This window comes from Spirosoma arboris, from assembly GCF_009754945.1.
GTDB lineage: Bacteria > Bacteroidota > Bacteroidia > Cytophagales > Spirosomataceae > Spirosoma > Spirosoma arboris.
On record NZ_WPIN01000004.1, the window covers coordinates 176,914 to 195,163 of the forward strand.

Below are 18,250 nucleotides of genomic sequence, written 5' to 3' on the forward strand. Positions count from 1 at the left end.
AAGATGAAAAGGGATGGGGGAGTATTAAATCAGGGTAGCGAGGGAATTAAAGCTGGTCTGGCTCATTTTTTTACAAACCGCTTTGTCTGAATGCCAGACCCATCCGAAAGGTGAAGAATATAGATACCAGCTGGCAAGTGCTGAACTGGCAAATCGCCTTCAAACTGCCCGTTTGAGGCTTTTATGGAAAGCGGAGTCTGTCGTAAAATGCCATTCAGATCGAAGATCTTTATTTGGACCTGTTTTGCCGACGGGTTTACATAGTGAATGGAAATGATATTTTCTGTAGGGTTCGGGTAAAATGTGAAAAAACCGACTGTATCGGATACCGTCGCTGTCAGTACAGTTGTTTGCACGAGCCGATTCGTTGACCATCCTACGCAGCTATGCTGGGTTACCTGCACTTTATAGCTGCCTGGCGTTGAAACAGATAAGCGGTAGTCAGTTGCCTTGGCTAACGAATTATCATTCCGATACCACTGGTAACGATAAGATGTATCAATGGGTGCTTTTAAGGTCACAGTAGCGCCTATCGGGAGACTCAATTCTGTTTCTTCGGGTACTAAATTGAGATCATTGACGGAAGTTAACTGGACAACTGTTTCGGGCGAGAGCGCCTGACAACCGTTCTGTGTCATTCGTACCTGATATCGACCCGGCTGGGTGGCATCGAATGTACTGGCATGGGCATTGGTAACTACAGAATTATCGCGCAGCCAATCAAATGTAGCGTCTTTCAATGTTGCATCACTTGGCGAGATTGCTTCTAGATGAACAGGTGTATCCGAATTACAAATCCACTGGCTGCCCGTTGGCGTGAGTGCTACAGCCGTTGTTCGTAGCTGTATCTGTACAGGTTGCGAAGTTGCCGAACAGCCATTCGCATCAGTTATCCGCAGCATATAGGAACCTGCCTGAGTGGCCTGGTAGTTGGGGGTAGCTCCTCCTGCCAAAACCGTTCCGTTAAGTAGCCATTGATAACGAAGAGTTGCCGATGGATTACCAGCTTGTAAAGGCAACGTTGCTCCCTGGCAGATTGCAGTGTCCAGGGCTGGAATCGTAGTTGCCGTTAATTGGCAATTAATTCGATGGAGACCACTCACAATCAATGAGTAAGGCTGACTCGTATAGGTCATCTTGCCCTTATGGGAAACCGTGAGTGTATAGGTCTTTCCCGCTATTGGATTCGCGATATATACCTGTTCAACATTATCCCGTATGTTGTCGCTACGGGTGGCAGCTTGTGCTGGCTTAGTTGGATCAAGTGCAAACGGTAGGCTTGTCTGCTGCCCATCGCTCAAACGTAAATCAAGGTCATTGATAAGTTTTGGTGTTCGACTGTCTACGGAGCTGGGCACAACGCTCGTAGCTGTTCCTTCGGGATCTGTCCAGGATAAAGTGATAATCAACGGTTCGTTGCCTTGGGCAACAATGGAGCGGGTATAGGTACTACCCGGTGTCAGACTTTGTTCGAGAACCAGATGGGCCAGTTCTTCATTGAGCAACAGACGGGCAGCCGCTTCTGTGTTTAACAGCCCCCACCCCTGGCGATAGTTGGGTCCTACTGCCGGATTGGGCCGGTCGGCGGTGTGAATGGCCAGTCCTTTCAGGGTAGCTGCCCGCATGAATTGCCCACTGGTAGGCAAACCCGTTGCCCGTTGACGGGCATATAGCTCCTGTAACAAAAATAAGGAGCCCGACACATTGGCGGAGGCCATTGAGGTTCCGCTATAGGTATCGTAGTCGTTGGTCGACGTCGCGATGGATGATAAAACATCAGATCCAATTCCTAATAAATCAGGTTTGATACGACCATCGTCGGTAGGTCCCCAACCACTAAAGGAAGTTGAGCCTACTAAAGTTGGTACATTCTGACTCGTATACGTTAGCTCAGCCGCCCCAACCGTCAATACATTTTTTGCGGTGGCTTCTGCCGGAATAACATCATACGCATCGTTTCGACTACGGGCAATTGTGCTTTGAGTGGTCGTGTTTTTTAGAAAATAGGGTGTTCCGGTGGGTGGGCCAGTTTCACTGCGTTTATTGTCCGCCGATCGGACCATCAGAAAATACGGGTTGTTATACGCTATTCGATCCAGGTCCTCGGCCTTGGTGGTGTAAAACCCAAATAGATAATCCTCTGTAGCGCTAATGGCTGTATTTCCCCACCATTCCCATTTTAGGTTTGGGTCGGTACCTGGTCGTGAGGCATTGTATACCCAACCCACTACGGGGCCATAGGCGTGATTCGAAATGAGCAGCTTGGGAGCCGCCGTGAGTAGTTCGGTCACATCGTCGGTATAATCCCAAACCGATAACTGGGCACCGTACGCCATTCCTTTGGCCAATGGATTAACTCCTTTGCCAACGAGAGTTCCGGCCAGATGTGTAGTATGATCATTAACGCTACTAACGTTATCTTTCTGAGTGATTTTGGCACCATTTGCCGCTGTTCCGCCGAATTCCTGGTGGGATTCCAATACCCGCCCTCCGTCCCACAATCCCAGCCGACCAGCCATAGCGGGTGAATTGCCCGACAACGCAATAGGCAGTGAACCTCCTCCCTGCAAAGCCAGTGTTCGGGTTCCCTGTGCCGCTTCGACATTATGTAACGAATAATAAATTGGCTGGCCCAGAGCATCGACTTCCTGAAGTTGAAATACGCGATGATTGGAATAGTTTTTGTAGAGGGGCCAGTTATTCTGAAGGGCAAGAGTAAGGGTACGCTTTCTATTCTGAGTGTACCGTTCAATTAATTCCGTTTGCCAGGCTACTGGTTGTTTTTGAGAGACAGACTGTGCCCACACAGGGCTATTTGCTCCGTTTATAAATACCAAAATAAGGCAGAGCGATAGGTGGGAAAACTGCCATATCCTGCGCTGTGCCTTATTTTGAGTGATTGAGCTATGCCTGTCGAGATGTTTCAGATGCTGTCTGGGTTATTGCTTGTGAATCCGTTTCACGCGAACGTTTTGCGTCCGTTCGTCTTCAACAACCACAAAAAACGTACCGCCAGGAAGATTCCCCACATCTACTACCGTCGAATAATTTTTTCCGTCGAGCTGGAGGGTAGCGTTTCGTATCGTACGACCCTGTATATCAGTCAAACGCAACGCGGGCGGTTTTGATAACGATGATGAAACGGCCACAGATACCGTCAGTTGACGGGTGACTGGATTCGGATAAACCAACAGATCATCGTCGCTCAATACAGGTTCGGTTGCCAGAATCGTCAGCACAACCTCGTTGGAAATACCCGCTCCGCAACCATTTACGCTCCCTTTTACCGAATAACGGCCCGATTTCACAACGGTGTACGTTGTTCCCGTTGCGCCTGCAATTGGCACACCATCCATCAGCCACTGAATGTTTGATGTAGCATTAGATGTAAGGGTAAATCCATTGGTAATTATTACTGGATTTTGCGGAGTGTTAACAGATACCGTAACGACTGATGAGCGCGCAAAACAAGTATTGGCTACTTGTACAGCGTACTTTCCCACAGTAGTAACTGGTAGCGTACTACTTGTAGCAGCGGTTAGCAGAGCATCGTTTCGGTACCATTGATAAGCTAAGCCAGTTCCTGTAGTGATTGCCTCTAACGTCAGACTTGAACCCTGGCAAATACTTGCTGATCCGCCAGGCGTAACGCTTACCGTTGGCGATGTACCGGTTATAGGAGTAACAACGGTTCGTTGCAGGCTGGGGCAGTCGAGCGACCGAACTTTAATATTATAGAAGTAATACCAGGCTGTTGTCAGTGTATCGATCGTTGTTCCGCTGTTAAATAATGCCCCCTTAATGGTAACAATAGGCGTGCCTGTTGAAGTCTTAAGTTGATAAGGTAATCCACTTACCGATACGTTACTCCGAAAAGTAGAAGCTCCGCCAGAATAGTCGATGGTAATTTTATAATCACCTGCTTCGGGAATGCGCAGATTAATTGGATAAATAGCGCCCTGATCGTCGGGGTCGTCTACTAAATTGCCATTGCTGGTAACCGTTGTTAAACTCTGATTACGAGTTGGCGACACATCCAGTGTGACACTCGAGATAGCTGTTTCATCTAATTTACGTACTGTAAACGTCAACTGGCCCGCAGCGGCAATATAGAGTCGCGCGCTTTCAATTAGGATAGGAACTGTTGTTGAAATGAGCGGGGCAGGCGCATAGGCTCCATAATAGGAGCCACCCCCAAACGCGGCCTTGTTTACTGGGCCAATCGTACCCGAAAAATCATTCAGTGTCGCATAAAATTGACCACTGGGTGGCAGTTTCGGGGCTGTTGCCAGGTTGCCCGCAGCCAATAAATTGCCACCCAGCGGTGCATCGTACCAAAAGGCAGTGCCGCTGCCGATATTTCGTAATGAAACGACTGTATCAGCACTGCATTGGGTTGCTGTAAATAAGCCGTTTGCAGGAGTTGGCGCTGTTGTGCGGGTTTCGGTAACGCTGTCGTTTGCAGCATTCTGATCTGTGTTGAGACCCGTTGTGATTGTAAATCGGTACGTCTGCCCAGCCACTAAGGTGCTGGTTGCGGGCAACTGAAGCGTTAAGATACCCTCCCGAAAAGCAAGCAGTTTAGGAACAACACCGCTTAATGTGGTTAACTCTGTGTTGTTGGTGTCAGTAATTTTAACGCTTACAGGTACATTGAGTTGATCAGCAGCGCCATAATTGTGCAACCGCACCGTTACGACCACATCCGTATTGGTTTGCCCACAGAAATTAGTTAGAGGAGAAACCAATGCTACGGCGCCTACATCATTAACCGTTTGTACTACATTGAGCAGATAATCCTGGGTTTCTCCATTGCCATAGAGACCGCAGGCAGCTACCAACGCGGCATTGTCGGTTTCAGTTGCTACAAGGCGAAACTTGATAAACTGCCCATTTTGTACGCTGGCTGGAATGGTTAGGGTTGTCGAAAACTGCGCTGAGTTTGCTAATACGCCTGATGTAGCCAGCGTTTCACCTGCATCATCGAAACTGCCATTCTGATTCCAGTCGGCAAAAACTTTTACGATTGCATTCTTTGTTGCTCCGCAGGTGCCGAGCGATACCGTCAGCGGAATCTGTTGCCCAGCCTGAATACTTGTCGCTACCTGCGAAAAATCTGTATAGGCAGTGCAACTTGTAGAGCCTACCTGATCAATACTGCCCAACTGCACCCGGCTGATTTTGGTATCGGCAGTTGAGGTTGCTCTCGATTCGCAGTAGACTTTTCCCCCTACACCACTAACAAACAACGCATAATCTTGCTTACTACCGCTCAACGTGCCCTTATGGCCAATGATCAGCGTGTATGTTTTGCCCGGTATCGAATTGGCAATAATGACTTGTTCAATGTTATCGCGGATGTTATCGCCATGAGTAGCCGCATTTGCCGGATTATTTGGGTCTAATAGCCAGGGTTGTGTTGTGGTTGCTCCATCATTGATACGCAGGTCAAGGTCATTGACGAGTTTGGGCGTCCGATCATTGAGTGTAGCCGTTGGTGTACCCGCCGGATCAGTCCAGCAAATTGTCGCAACTACTTGCCCACGCCCGGATGCAATTACCTGAATCGTATCATGTTTGCCCTGGGCAAGTGTTCGTTCACTTAGTAAATTACTCTGGTCGGTATTGCCGATAACCTTGGCCGCTCGTTCCATGTTGAGTAATCCCCAGCCAAACTGGTAGTCAGGGCCGGGAGTTGTGCCGGCCTCATCGGCCGTATGCAGGACTAATCCACGAAGTGTAGACGAACGCATGTATTTGCCCGGATTGAGCTGGTTGTAATATTCCTGAAGCAACAACACCGATCCCGCTACGTTTGGAGACGACATTGATGTACCACTTAAGCTCACGTAGGCACTGTCACTAGTTGAGTTGCAGGAAAGAATACTAACTCCTGCGCCAACTATATCGGGTTTTATACGGCCGTCATCGGTAGGCCCCCAACTACTAAAATCGGCTAGTTGAACATCATTCGGTTGGTTATAGCCAAATGCCAGATTACTGATAGCACCGACTACCAGCGCATTTTTTGCCGACGCCGGGGGTGGAAGTATATCATAGCCTGTTTGATTGTCGCGAGGAAGCGTACTAATTACTGGCTTAGCTTTAGTTGTATAATTCCCCATAAGGTAAGGCGTACCAGCCGCAGGGCCATTGTATCCGCGAGCATTACCGGCTGAACTAACAATGAGGTAATTGGGCGCACTAGTCGAAACCTGATCCCAGGCCTGTACTCGACTGTTATAGACGCCAAATTTGTAGTCATACGTTTTACTAACAGTAGTATCACCGTACCATATCCAGGTGTATTGCGAAGTTGCATCCGGATTAGGAAAGAAGCCTGAATTGTAGCCATACGAATGGTTTGAAACAAGCAGCGTAGACGATGCGGCCGCCATTTCAGTTACGTCATTTGAGAAATCCCAGGCTTTCAGCGTAGCTTTATTGGCCATACCACGTACCAGTGGATTGATACCCGTTGCGATCATAATACCGGCTACGTGGGATGGATGCTCTTCATTGTCAATCGTTGTGCTGGCGCTGTCCATCTGCGTAACTCGACCCGTCAGTTCAACATGTGTACCTAGCACCGCACCTCCATCCCATATACCCAGTTTGCCCTGCACTGAAGCACTGCTCCCGGACAAATTCAGTCCAAGACTACCACCCGAATAGAGTGCGTTGGTACGAGTTGTGATCCCCGCTTTTGTCGCGCTGGTGGTTATATAATACAGTAAGTGTCCCCGGTCATCTAACCCTTGTAAACTCATTCGTTGCCCGTTGGGGAGCTTCGTTTCTATCGGACGACCTAATTTTTTAGCCAGCGAAAGCGCTTGGTTATAATTACTGGTGTAAGTTTTCTGAAATGTCTGTCGAAGTTGGTCAATCTGCTGGCGTTGTGCCGCGGAGTAGGGTATGGGTTGGGCAGATAAAAGCGTATGCGTAATTGACAGAAAAAGAACGGCTTGCAGCCAACTCGTGTAAAACCATAAACGTTGACGCATAAAAATAAAGAGGCTGACTATAAACGCGATAAGAAGATACGTACTTAAGTACGGAGAAAGAGTGATTTATGTTGCGTTATTGGCTAATGTCGCGGGTTATTAATAAACTTTTAACGACTTTTTGCGGATAATTCACTGTATAAACTTGTACCGCTGTTACAACGGATAATCCTGTAACGTTAAATACTGACAACTGGTTATAATTCACTAACTCAACTAGCACCTAATGAAACCCTTAATAGTTTATTGCAAGGTTACGTTCATTATCCTGTTTCAGCTTAGGGTTCTTTTATTGTCTAAAGTAGTATTCGCCCAAGAAGGGAATCCTCCTCCATGCACTGAAGTCCAGCAAGTGAAAATTGACACAAATAAGGTAAAACGAAAAGTTCTGATTGATTTCATTCATCACCCTGTTCAAAGCAATGGATTCAACAGCATTTATGATAAAGGGATTGTCCATTTATACGAATTTCATAATAGCCAGGGCCAACTTTGCTGGTATTTATCTGGCCTGATTGATGACAGCTATAAGGACAATCCGCCTAATCGATTTGCCGATGTTAGTGGTGATATAGTTTTAATTTATGAGGCTGATTCAACCGGGCGACCACTAAAGACAACAGGCGATAAGGTAGCTAAAAATCGGTGCTTAGAACAAATTATTGGCGATCGGGTTTTCACCCGTCCTACTATAAGAACGCGATGGACAAGTGATGTTTTGCCTCATATCAACAGAAAGCGAAACGAGGGCAATCACAGAAATATAACTGGTAATGGAGGAAGTATTTTGGTGATTTTTAATAAAGATGGTACGTATAAAATAACCTATCCAGCATAATTCCTTTCCTTTAGGGACTTTGGTTGGAATAGCAACCAATTTAAGGTTCAGTGCATTTGTTCGGGCCGTTTATCTTATTCTTGGATAAACGACCCGACGCATTTCTATAGGTCAGTTTTGAAGTCTAATGCAAACCTGTAATTCCTGCCCAACTTAGGCAACTGGAAGATTATTAATTGTTTATCGCTAAATTTTAATCTCCTGTTGGTTAAACGCTCGTTCCTTTAACTTGTCATAGGCTTATAGTCAATGCGTAAGCCGTATGATTAATCAAACCAGACAGCAACAAACGCGGTATCTGTTTGCGCGAGCCGGATTCGGAGCCACGCCCGCTGAACTTGATGAGGCTGCTCGCAAGCCCTTGAAGAAAGTGGTGCGACAGTTGTTCAAAGACAGTACGTCTGTGCCTGAATTGCGGGTCGTTGACGCTGATACGAACGAAACGAAAAAGCAACTCAGAGGCATGTTTCGCAATGGTCAACTGGACAAAGACATGCTGAAAGAGCGCATTCGGGACAATGCCGAAAAGGTGCGCGACCTTAATCTGGAATGGCTCGACCAGATGGCGACTGGTAAAGCTGCCCTCCGCGAAAAAATGGCGCTATTCTGGCATGGGCATTTTGCCTGCCGGACACAGGGTCGGAATCCGCTGTTTATGCAGCAATACGCCAACACCATTCGCCAGAATGCGCTTGGTCGCTTTAGCGATCTGCTGATGGCGGTATCGAAAGAGCCAGCCATGCTGCAATTCCTGAATAATCAGCAGAACCGCAAAAACGCGCCCAACGAGAATTTCGCTCGTGAAGTAATGGAATTGTTTACGCTTGGTCGAGGTAACTATTCGGAGCACGATATTAAAGAAGCAGCCCGCGCCTTTACAGGTTGGCAGTTCACCCTAGACGGGCAGTTCATTTTTCGGGAGCAGGTGCACGACGAAGGAGGGAAAACCATTTTCGGGAAAACGGGCGCCTTTAAAGGAGAGGATGTAATTACCATGTTGCTGGAGAATAAGCAGACGGCCCGGTTCATCACGGCGAAAATTTACCGCTTCTTCGTAAACGAAATCGAAGACAAGAAACAGATTGACGAGCTAGCCGAGCAGTTTTACAAAAGCAACTACGACATTACCGATCTTCTGGAGACCATCTTCACATCGGACTGGTTTTATGATGCGAAAAACGTAGGAGCACATATTAAGTCGCCAGTCGAATTGCTGGCTGGGTTGCGCCATACGCTGGGTGTTCAGTTCGAGCAACCGCAGTCGCAGATTTTTGTCCAGCGTACATTGGGCCAACTGCTGTTCTACCCACCAAATGTAGCGGGTTGGCCAGGCGGAAAAAACTGGATCGACTCGTCGAGCCTGCTTTTTCGGATGCAGTTGCCGAATTACGTACTGAAAGCCGCCGAAGTAGCCGTGAAGTCTAAAGATGAGGGGGATATAAACGTGCAGTCGCTGGCCCGAAAAGGCGGAGCTCGTTTCCAGACAAAAGTCGACTGGGCCGATTTTGAGGCTGCCTTTTCTAAAACAGCCGATGCTGATCTGACCGACGCTATTGCCAGTACATTGCTACCTTTTCCGCTTCGTTCCGACCAACGCGAATTAATCAACAGGCAGACCAGTTCTGGTCAATCTCGTTCCGAACAAATTCATGCTGTAACGGCAGCGCTCATGAGCTTGCCGGAGTATCAACTGACTTAAAACCGGGATTTAGCTGATTTGTGGATTAAAATCGATTTTGCTTTACGCTTCTTCGAAGCGAATCAATCTTTCAAAACAAAATCCAGAAAATCCCTGAATCAACTAAATCCCGGTTCAAACATTATGAACCGTAGAAATTTCCTGAAACAATCGGCTTTCACGACGGCGGGCACAATGCTGATTCCGCACTTTCTAAAGGCTTACGAAGCACAGATGATGGGGCAGGTCTCCGCATCGAACGGCAAAATTTTGGTGGTGGTACAATTATCGGGTGGAAATGATGGGCTGAATACAGTTGTGCCCTACCGAAACGATATTTACTATCGCGAACGGCCAACCATTGCGATCAAACCCGAAAAAGTACTGACGCTGAACAATGAAATTGGCCTGCATCCGGCCATGACGCCACTAAAAGCACTCTATGACGAAGGCTTGGTAACCGTCATTAATAACGTTGGCTATCCAAACCCAGATCGCTCACACTTTCGCTCAATGGACATCTGGCAAACGGCCAGCGATTCGGATAAATATGTGAATTCTGGCTGGGTTGGGCGGTATCTGGATGCGGCTTGTGCTGGTAAAGAACAACAGCCATTTCGGACGATTGAAGTAGATGACACGCTGAGTTTGGCTATGAAAGGCGATACCTTGAACGGTCTGGCGGTCTTAGATCCTAAGAAACTATATAATCAAACCCGGAGTGGATTGGTGACTGGACTAAGCAAAGAGCATACGACTGCCCAACCCGAATCAGTCGCTTATCTCTACAAAACACTGGCCGAAACGGTCTCGTCGGCAGCCTATGTTTACGACAAGACAAACCGGGCTGGCATTCCAGTGTATAATACGTTAGCCACTTATCCTGCTAATGAACTCGGCAATCGCCTAAAAACAGTTTCGCAACTCATTCAGGCTGGGGTCAGTACGAGTGTTTACTACGTGTCGATCAGTGGTTTCGATACGCATAGTAATCAGCCGGGTCAGCAGGAGCGCCTTCTGGGTCAATATGCCGAAGCTGTTGGGGCATTTATGAAGGATCTGAAAGCTGCCGGACGACAAAATGATGTCCTGTTAATGACGTTTTCGGAGTTTGGTCGGCGAGTGAAACAAAACGCCAGTAACGGCACTGACCACGGCACAGCGAACAATGTATTTTTGATAGGCGGTGGCTTGCCAGCCAAACGAGTCTTGAACGAAGCACCAAACCTGACGCAACTCACAGAGGGTGACCTGGCGTATTCCGTCGATTTTCGGCAAATCTACGCGACACTCCTGCACGATTATTTGGGTGCCGACGATGTAGCTATCCTGGGACGTAAATTCGATGGGGTAAAGATTGTGTGAAGTTTTCCCGAAAAGAGAAAACTAAATCGAGCCATCCAGACCGGGTCATTTTACATTTACGATAAAATTTCGGGGCCATACTCCTGAAATATCCCTGAATCTGTGTTATTTCGCAGAGAGTCAAGTCAATTCTTCTGAATGGTAGGTATCATCATGGGTAGTCTTTCCGACCGTAAGGTTATGCAGGAAGCTGCCGACATTCTGACCGAATTGGGCGTATCGTGGGAGATGGACATTGTTTCTGCCCACCGGACGCCTGAGAAAATGGTCGATTATGCAAAAACAGCCCGCAACCGTGGGCTACGGGTTATTATCGCAGGCGCAGGCGGAGCCGCCCACCTGCCGGGTATGGTGGCTTCATTAACAATACTACCTGTGATTGGTGTTCCGGTTAAATCGAGCAATTCAATTGATGGATGGGATTCCGTTCTATCTATTTTACAGATGCCAGGTGGCGTGCCAGTAGCGACAATGGCGCTCGATGGTGCTCGCAACGCGGGTATTCTGGCTGCTCAGATTGTAGGTACATTTGATGATATTGTGGCGCAGAATCTCGTTCAGTTTAAAGAAGATCTTAAGGAAAAAGTGGCCCATATGAGCCGGCAATTAACTACACCAATCTAAATGGCGAATGAACAATCGGGACCGCCCGTTCGGTATAATTGATAATTCCCTGCTGGTCTGTACTCATTACTATTGTTCATTCGTCATTTTTCGTTAACCCATGGAAGCCGACAAACAATCCTCTAATCCGCGCCCTGCCGGAAACTCCAGCCTACCTGCTATCACGCTTGTGGTGTTGGTAGGGCTAATTGCCGCTCTGCTTTATGTAGGCTACGGATACATCACTGACGATACGAATGGTTCAGACGAACTGACTAATGTGGCGCTTGATACAGCTTCGCAACAGCCACTGGCACAGAATGACCCCGAAATGCTGATGTCTCCCGAAGAGGTAGATACATCGTCGCAGCCGGCACCGGTCGATCTTTCGCAGGCCACACCTCCCGCTGATGCCCCAGAAGCGAATGCAAAAGCAGAAGAAGTTGCCGAAGACAACCGCGAAACAACCGACGGTAAGCCTTCTCCTGATGAAAAGCCAGTAGCCGAGAAGCCAGTCGTAGTAAAACCAACGCCTGAAAAAACGAAAGAGAAACCGGTAGAAAAGCCTGCCGAAGTGAAGCCCAAAGAAGAAAAGCCAAAGACAGAAGTTGTCATTGAGAAAGTTAAAGTCAAGCCTGGTGGTGTTTCGAGCACATACACGGTTGGGGCTGGCGAAACGTTCTACGGGGTCGCGAATCGGTACAATATGAAACTTGCCACACTGAAAGCCCTCAACCCCGGCGTGTCGGAAAGCGACGTGAAAGCAGGAATTACCAAGCTAAACGTGAAAGCAATGGCTGTTCATACCGTTGGGCCGGGCGATTTGTTACGTGTAGTAGCTCAGAAATATGGCGTCAGCAAGGAGGCTATCATGCGGGCCAACAAAAAAGACAAGGACATTGCCACTCGGGGCGAAAAATTGATTATCCCCTTCCCCGATAAGCAGTGAACTAACTTGTCAACTATTTTTTCTCATACACTAACCCCAGTGTAAACCGGAAGTCATTATTCTGGCGCCCCGGCACAATCAGACTTTCGTAGGCATTGGCTACAGTCGAACGCAGGCTAATTACCTGCGTTAGTTTTATCTGAACACTCAAACTGGCATTCCATCGGACGTTATATTGCCCTAAAGCAGGCTGATAAAATGCTGTGTGCGTAACGGTGAAGCGGTCTTTATCAAAGGTGTATTCTCCATACAATCGGGCCGAATTTCGCCAGATATTAATGTCATTCAGTTCAACAAAATCGGTGTATTCCTGCATGACCACATCGGTAAGAGAAATGTAAGCTCGTTTATGGTTGAGGAGTTTGTAGCCTAGCCCGGCGGCTGCCGTCCATCGATGATTGATCTGTCGCAGATTACTTCGCTCATACGAGCCAAAGGCCAGATAATAAAGTCGTTTTTCATACCGATAGGTTGTCCGCAAATCCCCAAACCACTCGCGTTCGGCCAGTATGCCGTTCTGTTTGCCATACACAAACGACGGATTACTCGATAACTTGAAATAATTGCTCAACTGATAGTCGACTGCACTGGTTAATTGCAGGAGCGTGCGACTAACATTGCCCGCAGTAATTGTACCGTCGGCGGTGAAGCGGTAGCGGAATATAGTCGGTATAGGTGGTGCTTGCTTAATTGAATCGATTTTCTGTTGGCCGGCTGCCGTTTTACTTGAATCTTTTTTGACAGCCTTGCTAGAGTCTGGTAGTGAGGGTCGTAGCGGGTCGGGCTGTTCGACAATCTGAGCTTCGGCGACTGTAAATGTGAAAATAAAACTTAACGTGAGGAGGCATAGCTGAGTGTATTTCACAGAAAGAGGCATTGGTGAAACTGCAACTTAGAAAAAAAAGATACATTTGGCGGCTGACCAGGTGGTCAACTTATCCAATAGCCTATTCATCTAAACCTGCCTTTACCCATGACTCGCTGGGGAATTTTAGGACCGGGCCGCATTGCCCACAAATTTGCAAAGGACTTACTCACCCTACCTGACGCGCAACTTTATGCTGTTGCTTCGTCCGATCAGCAACGCGCCAATGAGTTTGCGCAGGAATACAACATTCCTCATGCATTTGGCTCTTATGAGGATTTATTGACCCTGCCCGACTTAGACGTGGTGTATGTAGCAACTCCTCATGTCAAGCACCATGAAAACGTCTTGATGCTGCTCAAGGGTGGAGTTGCCGTTCTCGGTGAAAAACCATTTGCCATGAACAGCGAACAGGTTCGGGAGATGGTTGAAACGGCTCGTTCGAAGGGCATATTTCTGATGGAAGCCCTGTGGAGTCGGTTTATGCCGGGTATACTCAAAGCATTAGAGTTAGCTCAATCGGGCGCGATTGGCAAGGTGGTTTCGGTAAAAGCTGATTTTGGGTTTAAAGCTCCGTTCTTGCCTGAAAAACGATTATTTAACAAAGAACTCGGAGGGGGCTCCGTATTAGATATTGGTATTTATCCGCTATTTCTGGCTTATCTCATGTTGGGTAAACCTGCAACTGTCAAAGCATCAGCTAATTTCGGATCGACTGGCGTTGATGAACAGTGCGGTATGGTGCTAACCTATTCTGACGGACAACTAGCGCTACTGGATAGTACGATAATGGCCGATACAGATTGCGTCGGGGTGATTCAGGGTGATGCGGGCCAGATTCGGATTCATAGCCGCTTTCATGAAACAAAAGGGATTACACTCAAACAGACTGATCAATCGGCACAAACATTCGAATTCGAGCGGACAACATTCGGCTATGATTACGAAGCACAGCACGTTATGAACTGTTTAACCGAAGGCAAAACCGAAAGCCCGCTCTGGTCGCTGGAGGATAGTTTGAATTTGATGGAGTTGCTAGATGCTGTTCAAGCTGAAGCAGGAATTGTTTATGAATGATGAATGATGAATGATGAATGATGAATATTTCTTAGGAGACCTGTTTAATTACTCTTTCTTACCTTTGCTTATCACTGGTTCGCCAGCCCGGTCATCATTCATCATTCATCATTCATCATTCATCATTCATCATTCATCATTTTTAAATGGATCGCTATGCCCAGCGCGGAGTTTCCGCCAGTAAAGAAGACGTTCACAACGCCATCGCCCAACTTGACAAGGGCTTATTTCCCAAAGCATTTTGTAAAATCGTACCCGATACGCTGGCCGGCGACCCGGATTTCTGCACCATTATGCATGCTGACGGGGCAGGTACCAAATCGGCATTGGCATACTTGTATTGGCGTGAAACGGGCGATCTGAGCGTTTGGCGGGGTATTGCCCAGGATGCGGTCGTGATGAATACCGACGACCTGATCTGCGTTGGAGCTACTGGCCCAATGTTACTGTCGTCCACCATTGGGCGCAACAAAAATCTGATTCCAGGCGAAGTCATTGCCGAAATCATCAACGGTACCGAAGAGGTCTTACAGATGCTGCGCGATCACGGCATCGAGATTTACAGCACTGGGGGAGAAACCGCCGACGTTGGCGATCTGGTTCGGACGATCATTGTTGATAGTACGGTTATTGCCCGGATGCGTCGTGATCAAGTGATTAGTAATGACCGAATTCAGCCGGGCGACGTGGTCGTTGGCTTGGCCTCTTTTGGGCAAGCCACTTACGAAAGGTCCTATAATGGGGGTATGGGTAGCAATGGACTGACATCGGCCCGCCATGATGTACTGGCGCATTATCTCGCTGATAAATATGCGGAGAGTTTCGATCCAGCTGTTGATAAATCATTGATTTATAGTGGCTCAAAGCAGTTGACAGATACGATTGCTGTTGAGGCTGATCAGAGCGTAAACGTTGGCCAACTCATTCTTTCGCCCACACGGACCTATGCACCCGTAGCAAAAGTATTGCTAGACGAACTTCGGCCGTACATTCATGGGATGGTTCATTGCTCGGGTGGGGCGCAAACGAAAGTGCTGCATTTTGTTGATAACCTGCATATTATCAAAAATAACCTCTTTCCAATTCCACCTTTGTTTCGCCTGATTCAGGCTGAAAGTGGCACGAGCTGGCAAGAGATGTATAAGGTATTCAACATGGGCCACCGGCTCGAAATTTACCTATCCGAACAGTATGCTCAGCAGGTTATCGACGTAGCGCAATCTTTTGGTATCGAAGCGCAGATCATCGGTCGCGTTGAAGCTTATGAAGGTAAACGAGTGACTATACAGAGTGAAGTAGGTGAATTTATTTATTGAGTGACTTATTGATTTTCTGAATACATTGCGGGCGAAATTTTTATGTAACTAAAATTTCGCCTTTTATGGATAAAATAGCCACAATTTGCCTGTTTATCTGGGTAATAGCTGCACGAATAGCTAACGCGCAAACAACTCCATTCTCTGCTTTATGGAGTTTTGAGGGCAATGATAATGGATCTTCTTCAAGTTCCATGGTGGCTGTTTCGGGTGTCAGTTATGTTGGCATTAATAAATTATTCGGAACATACCAGACAGGAAATGTTGGTCAGGGGGTTAGTTTACAACACTGGGCAACTACAGATTGTAATCATATTGAGTACGCTCAATTTACTATACAACCTCAAGGGACAGCCCGATTTACGATTACTTCATTATCATTTGCATTTTCCCATTCACCGACCGGACCAGCGTTCGTGACGGTTCGCTCAAGTGCCGATGGATTTAGTAGTGATATTTATTCGCAGAGTGTTGGAAATAGCTATCAGATAGCCTCCATTACGCTTAACGGGCCTAGTTTTATTAACCAAACTTCAGCTATAACTTTTCGGATTTACGGCTGTAGCCCAACTGATAGTAATGGAACGCTCCGTCTGGATGAAATAACCATCAATGGCACCGTCACCAGCGCTCCTCTTCCCGTCACCTTACTTTCCTTTACCGCCCAACCCGAAGGTGACCGTGTTCAATTAGCCTGGGCAACTACATCAGAACAGGATGCAGACTATTTTCTGGTCGAACGCAGCCGCGATTTAAAGGAGTTTGCAACGGTTGGTGAAGTGGCTGCCAAGGGTACGACCGATTCTCGGCAATACTATGGCCTCACAGATCTGAATCCGCAACCCGGTGTCAACTATTATCGTCTGAAACAGATTGACCAGGATGGTACTACACAAAGTTTCAAACCAATAGAAGCTATTATTCGATCTGATGAACCGGTTGTAGCTGTTTACCCCAACCCAGCCAATCCCGACCGAATTCACCTGCGTTTGTGGAATGCCGATGATGCTGTCATACAATTGCTAACGACTATGGGCCAGCCGATTAGTGGGCGCCTGGAACGCCAATCAGGTGAAGCTGAGCTGGTATTTGATCAGTCGCTACCAACAGGACTGTATTGGCTCGAAGTTCAGATTAATAGCCAGAGACGAATGATAAACGTGCTGGTGCATTGATAAAACCACTCGGCATGTCATCAGGTAGGAGACCGAATTAAATCGCTTGTGTCGGCGCATCGCCCGTGTTTGCTTCTTCTGAGGCTAGCTAAAGTACTTCGTTTAGCCTTGATAATTTTATCGGAATTTTATAGATTTAGTCGAGATAAAATACGCTAAAAATCACCTAAAGTAAACTGCTATGACAACAAATACCCCAACTAACGTAGACGCCTATATATCAGATTTTCCAGAAGCTACTCAGGAGCTTTTGCAGCAAATTCGATTGACACTTCGACAAGCGGCACCGGATGCTGAAGAAGCAATCAGTTATGGCATTCCTACCTTAAAATTGAAAGGGAATGTCGTACATTTTGCTGGCTACAAAAACCATATTGGCTTTTATCCCGCACCGCGGGGATTGGATGCATTTAAAGAAGAATTATCGGGTTATAAAGGAGCCAAAGGATCTGTTCAATTTCCACTCGACAAGCCACTTCCACTTGACCTGATCGCAAGAATTACCAAATATAGAATTGATCAAAACCTGGCTAAAGCAGCGGAAAAAGGTAAGAAGAAGGCATAACTTCTTATACATTACAAACTCATTCCGCCATCCACAAAAATCGTCTGGCCTGTAATGTAGCGGCCTGCGTCGGAACAGAGTAGAGCGGCCATACCGGCGATATCTTCGGGCTGACCTTCGGAGCCAATTGGAATGCTCATGCGCTGACTGATTTGGTCGGGGATGGGCGGGGTTGGTTCATCGGTACGGGGTGTTTCGATAACACCGGGCGAGAGGTTATTGACTGTAACGCCCTTATCGGCGAGTTGCAGGGCGAGGTTTCGAACCATGTTGGCGATAGCCGCTTTAGTGCCTGCATAGACTAGCATAGCCGGGTGTGGTTTCTGCTCCTGTACACTACCAATGGTCAAAATTCGACCCCAACCTCGCTCGACCATATCGGGGGCAAATCGTTGCATCATCAACAGGGTCGATTTCCAGTTGGCGTTTACTTGTTTGTCGAAATCGTCAATTGTAGTCTCTTGCCATTTCGCGGGTATTTGCACCGACGCGTTGGTCACCAGAATATCAATAGGGCCGAATGGTTCAGTCGCTTGGCGATATAGCTTTTCAATGGCGTTCGCTTCGCTCAAGTCAATGCCAACAACGGCGCTTTTACCGCCTATTTGTCGAATCTGATCGGCTACGTTTTGGGCTTCTTCGTCACCATGCCGGTTATGTACGATTACGTTTGCACCAAATTCGGCCAGTGCCAGTGCAATCGCCTGACCAATACCTTGGCTCGACCCGGTTACAAGTGCGTTTTTGCCAGAAAGATTGAATAAGTCTTTAATCATGGATAGTCTGTTTCAGGTTTATTGAACTTGAAATCTGAA

Annotated in this window: 13 protein-coding genes; 9 read left to right on the forward strand and 4 right to left on the reverse strand. The window is 47.3% G+C overall.

Annotated features, from left to right (window positions below; genetic code table 11):
* Positions 1-62: 62 nt before the first annotated feature.
* A complete protein-coding gene (locus GO755_RS11930) occupies positions 63-2,807 on the reverse strand; it encodes a S8 family serine peptidase (protein ID WP_317165848.1) in 2,745 nt (914 codons plus the stop codon).
* 132 nt (positions 2,808-2,939) lie between these two features.
* Positions 2,940-7,004 (reverse strand): S8 family serine peptidase, encoded by a 4,065-nt coding sequence (locus tag GO755_RS11935; protein WP_157584988.1) that lies wholly within the window; start codon positions 7,002-7,004, stop codon positions 2,940-2,942.
* 226 nt (positions 7,005-7,230) lie between these two features.
* On the opposite strand from GO755_RS11935, the gene GO755_RS11940 reads away from it, so the two are divergent.
* The 5 genes from GO755_RS11940 (at position 7,231) to GO755_RS11960 (ending at position 12,437) form a co-directional block, all read left to right on the forward strand.
* The gene (locus tag GO755_RS11940) at positions 7,231-7,842 is read left to right on the forward strand and encodes a hypothetical protein (RefSeq protein WP_157584990.1); all 612 of its coding nucleotides are present in this window, start codon (positions 7,231-7,233) and stop codon (positions 7,840-7,842) included.
* Positions 7,843-8,104: 262 nt separating this feature from the next.
* Complete coding sequence (locus GO755_RS11945; RefSeq protein WP_157584992.1) at positions 8,105-9,541, forward strand: DUF1800 domain-containing protein; 1,437 nt, start codon at positions 8,105-8,107, stop codon at positions 9,539-9,541.
* Positions 9,542-9,664: 123 nt separating this feature from the next.
* Positions 9,665-10,885, forward strand: coding sequence for a DUF1501 domain-containing protein (locus GO755_RS11950; RefSeq protein ID WP_157584994.1), 1,221 nt, complete (start codon positions 9,665-9,667; stop codon positions 10,883-10,885).
* 138 nt (positions 10,886-11,023) lie between these two features.
* Positions 11,024-11,509 (forward strand): 5-(carboxyamino)imidazole ribonucleotide mutase, encoded by a 486-nt coding sequence (gene purE / locus GO755_RS11955; RefSeq protein WP_157584996.1) that lies wholly within the window; start codon positions 11,024-11,026, stop codon positions 11,507-11,509.
* Between the two features lie 100 nt (positions 11,510-11,609).
* Positions 11,610-12,437: a LysM peptidoglycan-binding domain-containing protein gene (locus tag GO755_RS11960; RefSeq protein WP_157584998.1), complete on the forward strand. Its 828-nt coding sequence runs from the start codon at positions 11,610-11,612 to the stop codon at positions 12,435-12,437.
* Positions 12,438-12,450: 13 nt separating this feature from the next.
* On the opposite strand, the gene GO755_RS11965 is transcribed toward GO755_RS11960, so the two are convergent.
* The gene (locus tag GO755_RS11965; RefSeq protein ID WP_317165849.1) at positions 12,451-13,302 is read right to left on the reverse strand and encodes a DUF481 domain-containing protein; all 852 of its coding nucleotides are present in this window, start codon (positions 13,300-13,302) and stop codon (positions 12,451-12,453) included.
* A 108-nt stretch (positions 13,303-13,410) separates the two neighbouring features.
* Here GO755_RS11965 and GO755_RS11970 point away from each other — a divergent pair, with 108 nt between their 5' ends.
* The 4 genes from GO755_RS11970 to GO755_RS11985 all read left to right on the forward strand — a co-directional run bounded on the left by GO755_RS11970 (position 13,411) and on the right by GO755_RS11985 (position 17,435).
* The gene (locus tag GO755_RS11970) at positions 13,411-14,379 is read left to right on the forward strand and encodes a Gfo/Idh/MocA family protein (protein ID WP_157585002.1); all 969 of its coding nucleotides are present in this window, start codon (positions 13,411-13,413) and stop codon (positions 14,377-14,379) included.
* 146 nt (positions 14,380-14,525) lie between these two features.
* A complete protein-coding gene (locus tag GO755_RS11975) occupies positions 14,526-15,695 on the forward strand; it encodes an AIR synthase related protein (RefSeq protein ID WP_157585004.1) in 1,170 nt (389 codons plus the stop codon).
* 65 nt (positions 15,696-15,760) lie between these two features.
* Entirely contained in the window at positions 15,761-16,870 is a 1,110-nt protein-coding gene (locus GO755_RS11980; RefSeq protein WP_157585006.1) for a T9SS type A sorting domain-containing protein, read from the forward strand.
* Positions 16,871-17,051: 181 nt separating this feature from the next.
* Positions 17,052-17,435 carry an iron chaperone gene (locus tag GO755_RS11985; protein WP_157585008.1) on the forward strand — a complete coding sequence of 128 codons (384 nt, stop codon included), beginning with the start codon at positions 17,052-17,054 and terminating at the stop codon, positions 17,433-17,435.
* 11 nt (positions 17,436-17,446) lie between these two features.
* Here GO755_RS11985 and GO755_RS11990 read toward each other — a convergent pair whose 3' ends face one another.
* Positions 17,447-18,211 carry an SDR family NAD(P)-dependent oxidoreductase gene (locus GO755_RS11990; protein ID WP_157585010.1) on the reverse strand — a complete coding sequence of 255 codons (765 nt, stop codon included), beginning with the start codon at positions 18,209-18,211 and terminating at the stop codon, positions 17,447-17,449.
* Positions 18,212-18,250 lie beyond the last annotated feature (39 nt).

Excerpts from the sequence above, each read along its gene's own strand:
- GO755_RS11935 (WP_157584988.1), bottom strand. The coding sequence starts at position 7,004 with ATGCGTCAACGTTTATGGTTTTACACGAGTTGGCTGCAAGCCGTTCTT.
- GO755_RS11985 (WP_157585008.1), top strand. The coding sequence starts at position 17,052 with ATGACAACAAATACCCCAACTAACGTAGACGCCTATATATCAGATTTT.
- purE (WP_157584996.1), top strand. The coding sequence starts at position 11,024 with ATGGTAGGTATCATCATGGGTAGTCTTTCCGACCGTAAGGTTATGCAG.
- GO755_RS11980 (WP_157585006.1), top strand. The coding sequence starts at position 15,761 with ATGGATAAAATAGCCACAATTTGCCTGTTTATCTGGGTAATAGCTGCA.
- GO755_RS11940 (WP_157584990.1), top strand. The coding sequence starts at position 7,231 with ATGAAACCCTTAATAGTTTATTGCAAGGTTACGTTCATTATCCTGTTT.
- GO755_RS11990 (WP_157585010.1), bottom strand. The coding sequence starts at position 18,211 with ATGATTAAAGACTTATTCAATCTTTCTGGCAAAAACGCACTTGTAACC.
- GO755_RS11945 (WP_157584992.1), top strand. The coding sequence starts at position 8,105 with ATGATTAATCAAACCAGACAGCAACAAACGCGGTATCTGTTTGCGCGA.
- GO755_RS11970 (WP_157585002.1), top strand. The coding sequence starts at position 13,411 with ATGACTCGCTGGGGAATTTTAGGACCGGGCCGCATTGCCCACAAATTT.
- GO755_RS11950 (WP_157584994.1), top strand. The coding sequence starts at position 9,665 with ATGAACCGTAGAAATTTCCTGAAACAATCGGCTTTCACGACGGCGGGC.
- GO755_RS11960 (WP_157584998.1), top strand. The coding sequence starts at position 11,610 with ATGGAAGCCGACAAACAATCCTCTAATCCGCGCCCTGCCGGAAACTCC.
- GO755_RS11975 (WP_157585004.1), top strand. The coding sequence starts at position 14,526 with ATGGATCGCTATGCCCAGCGCGGAGTTTCCGCCAGTAAAGAAGACGTT.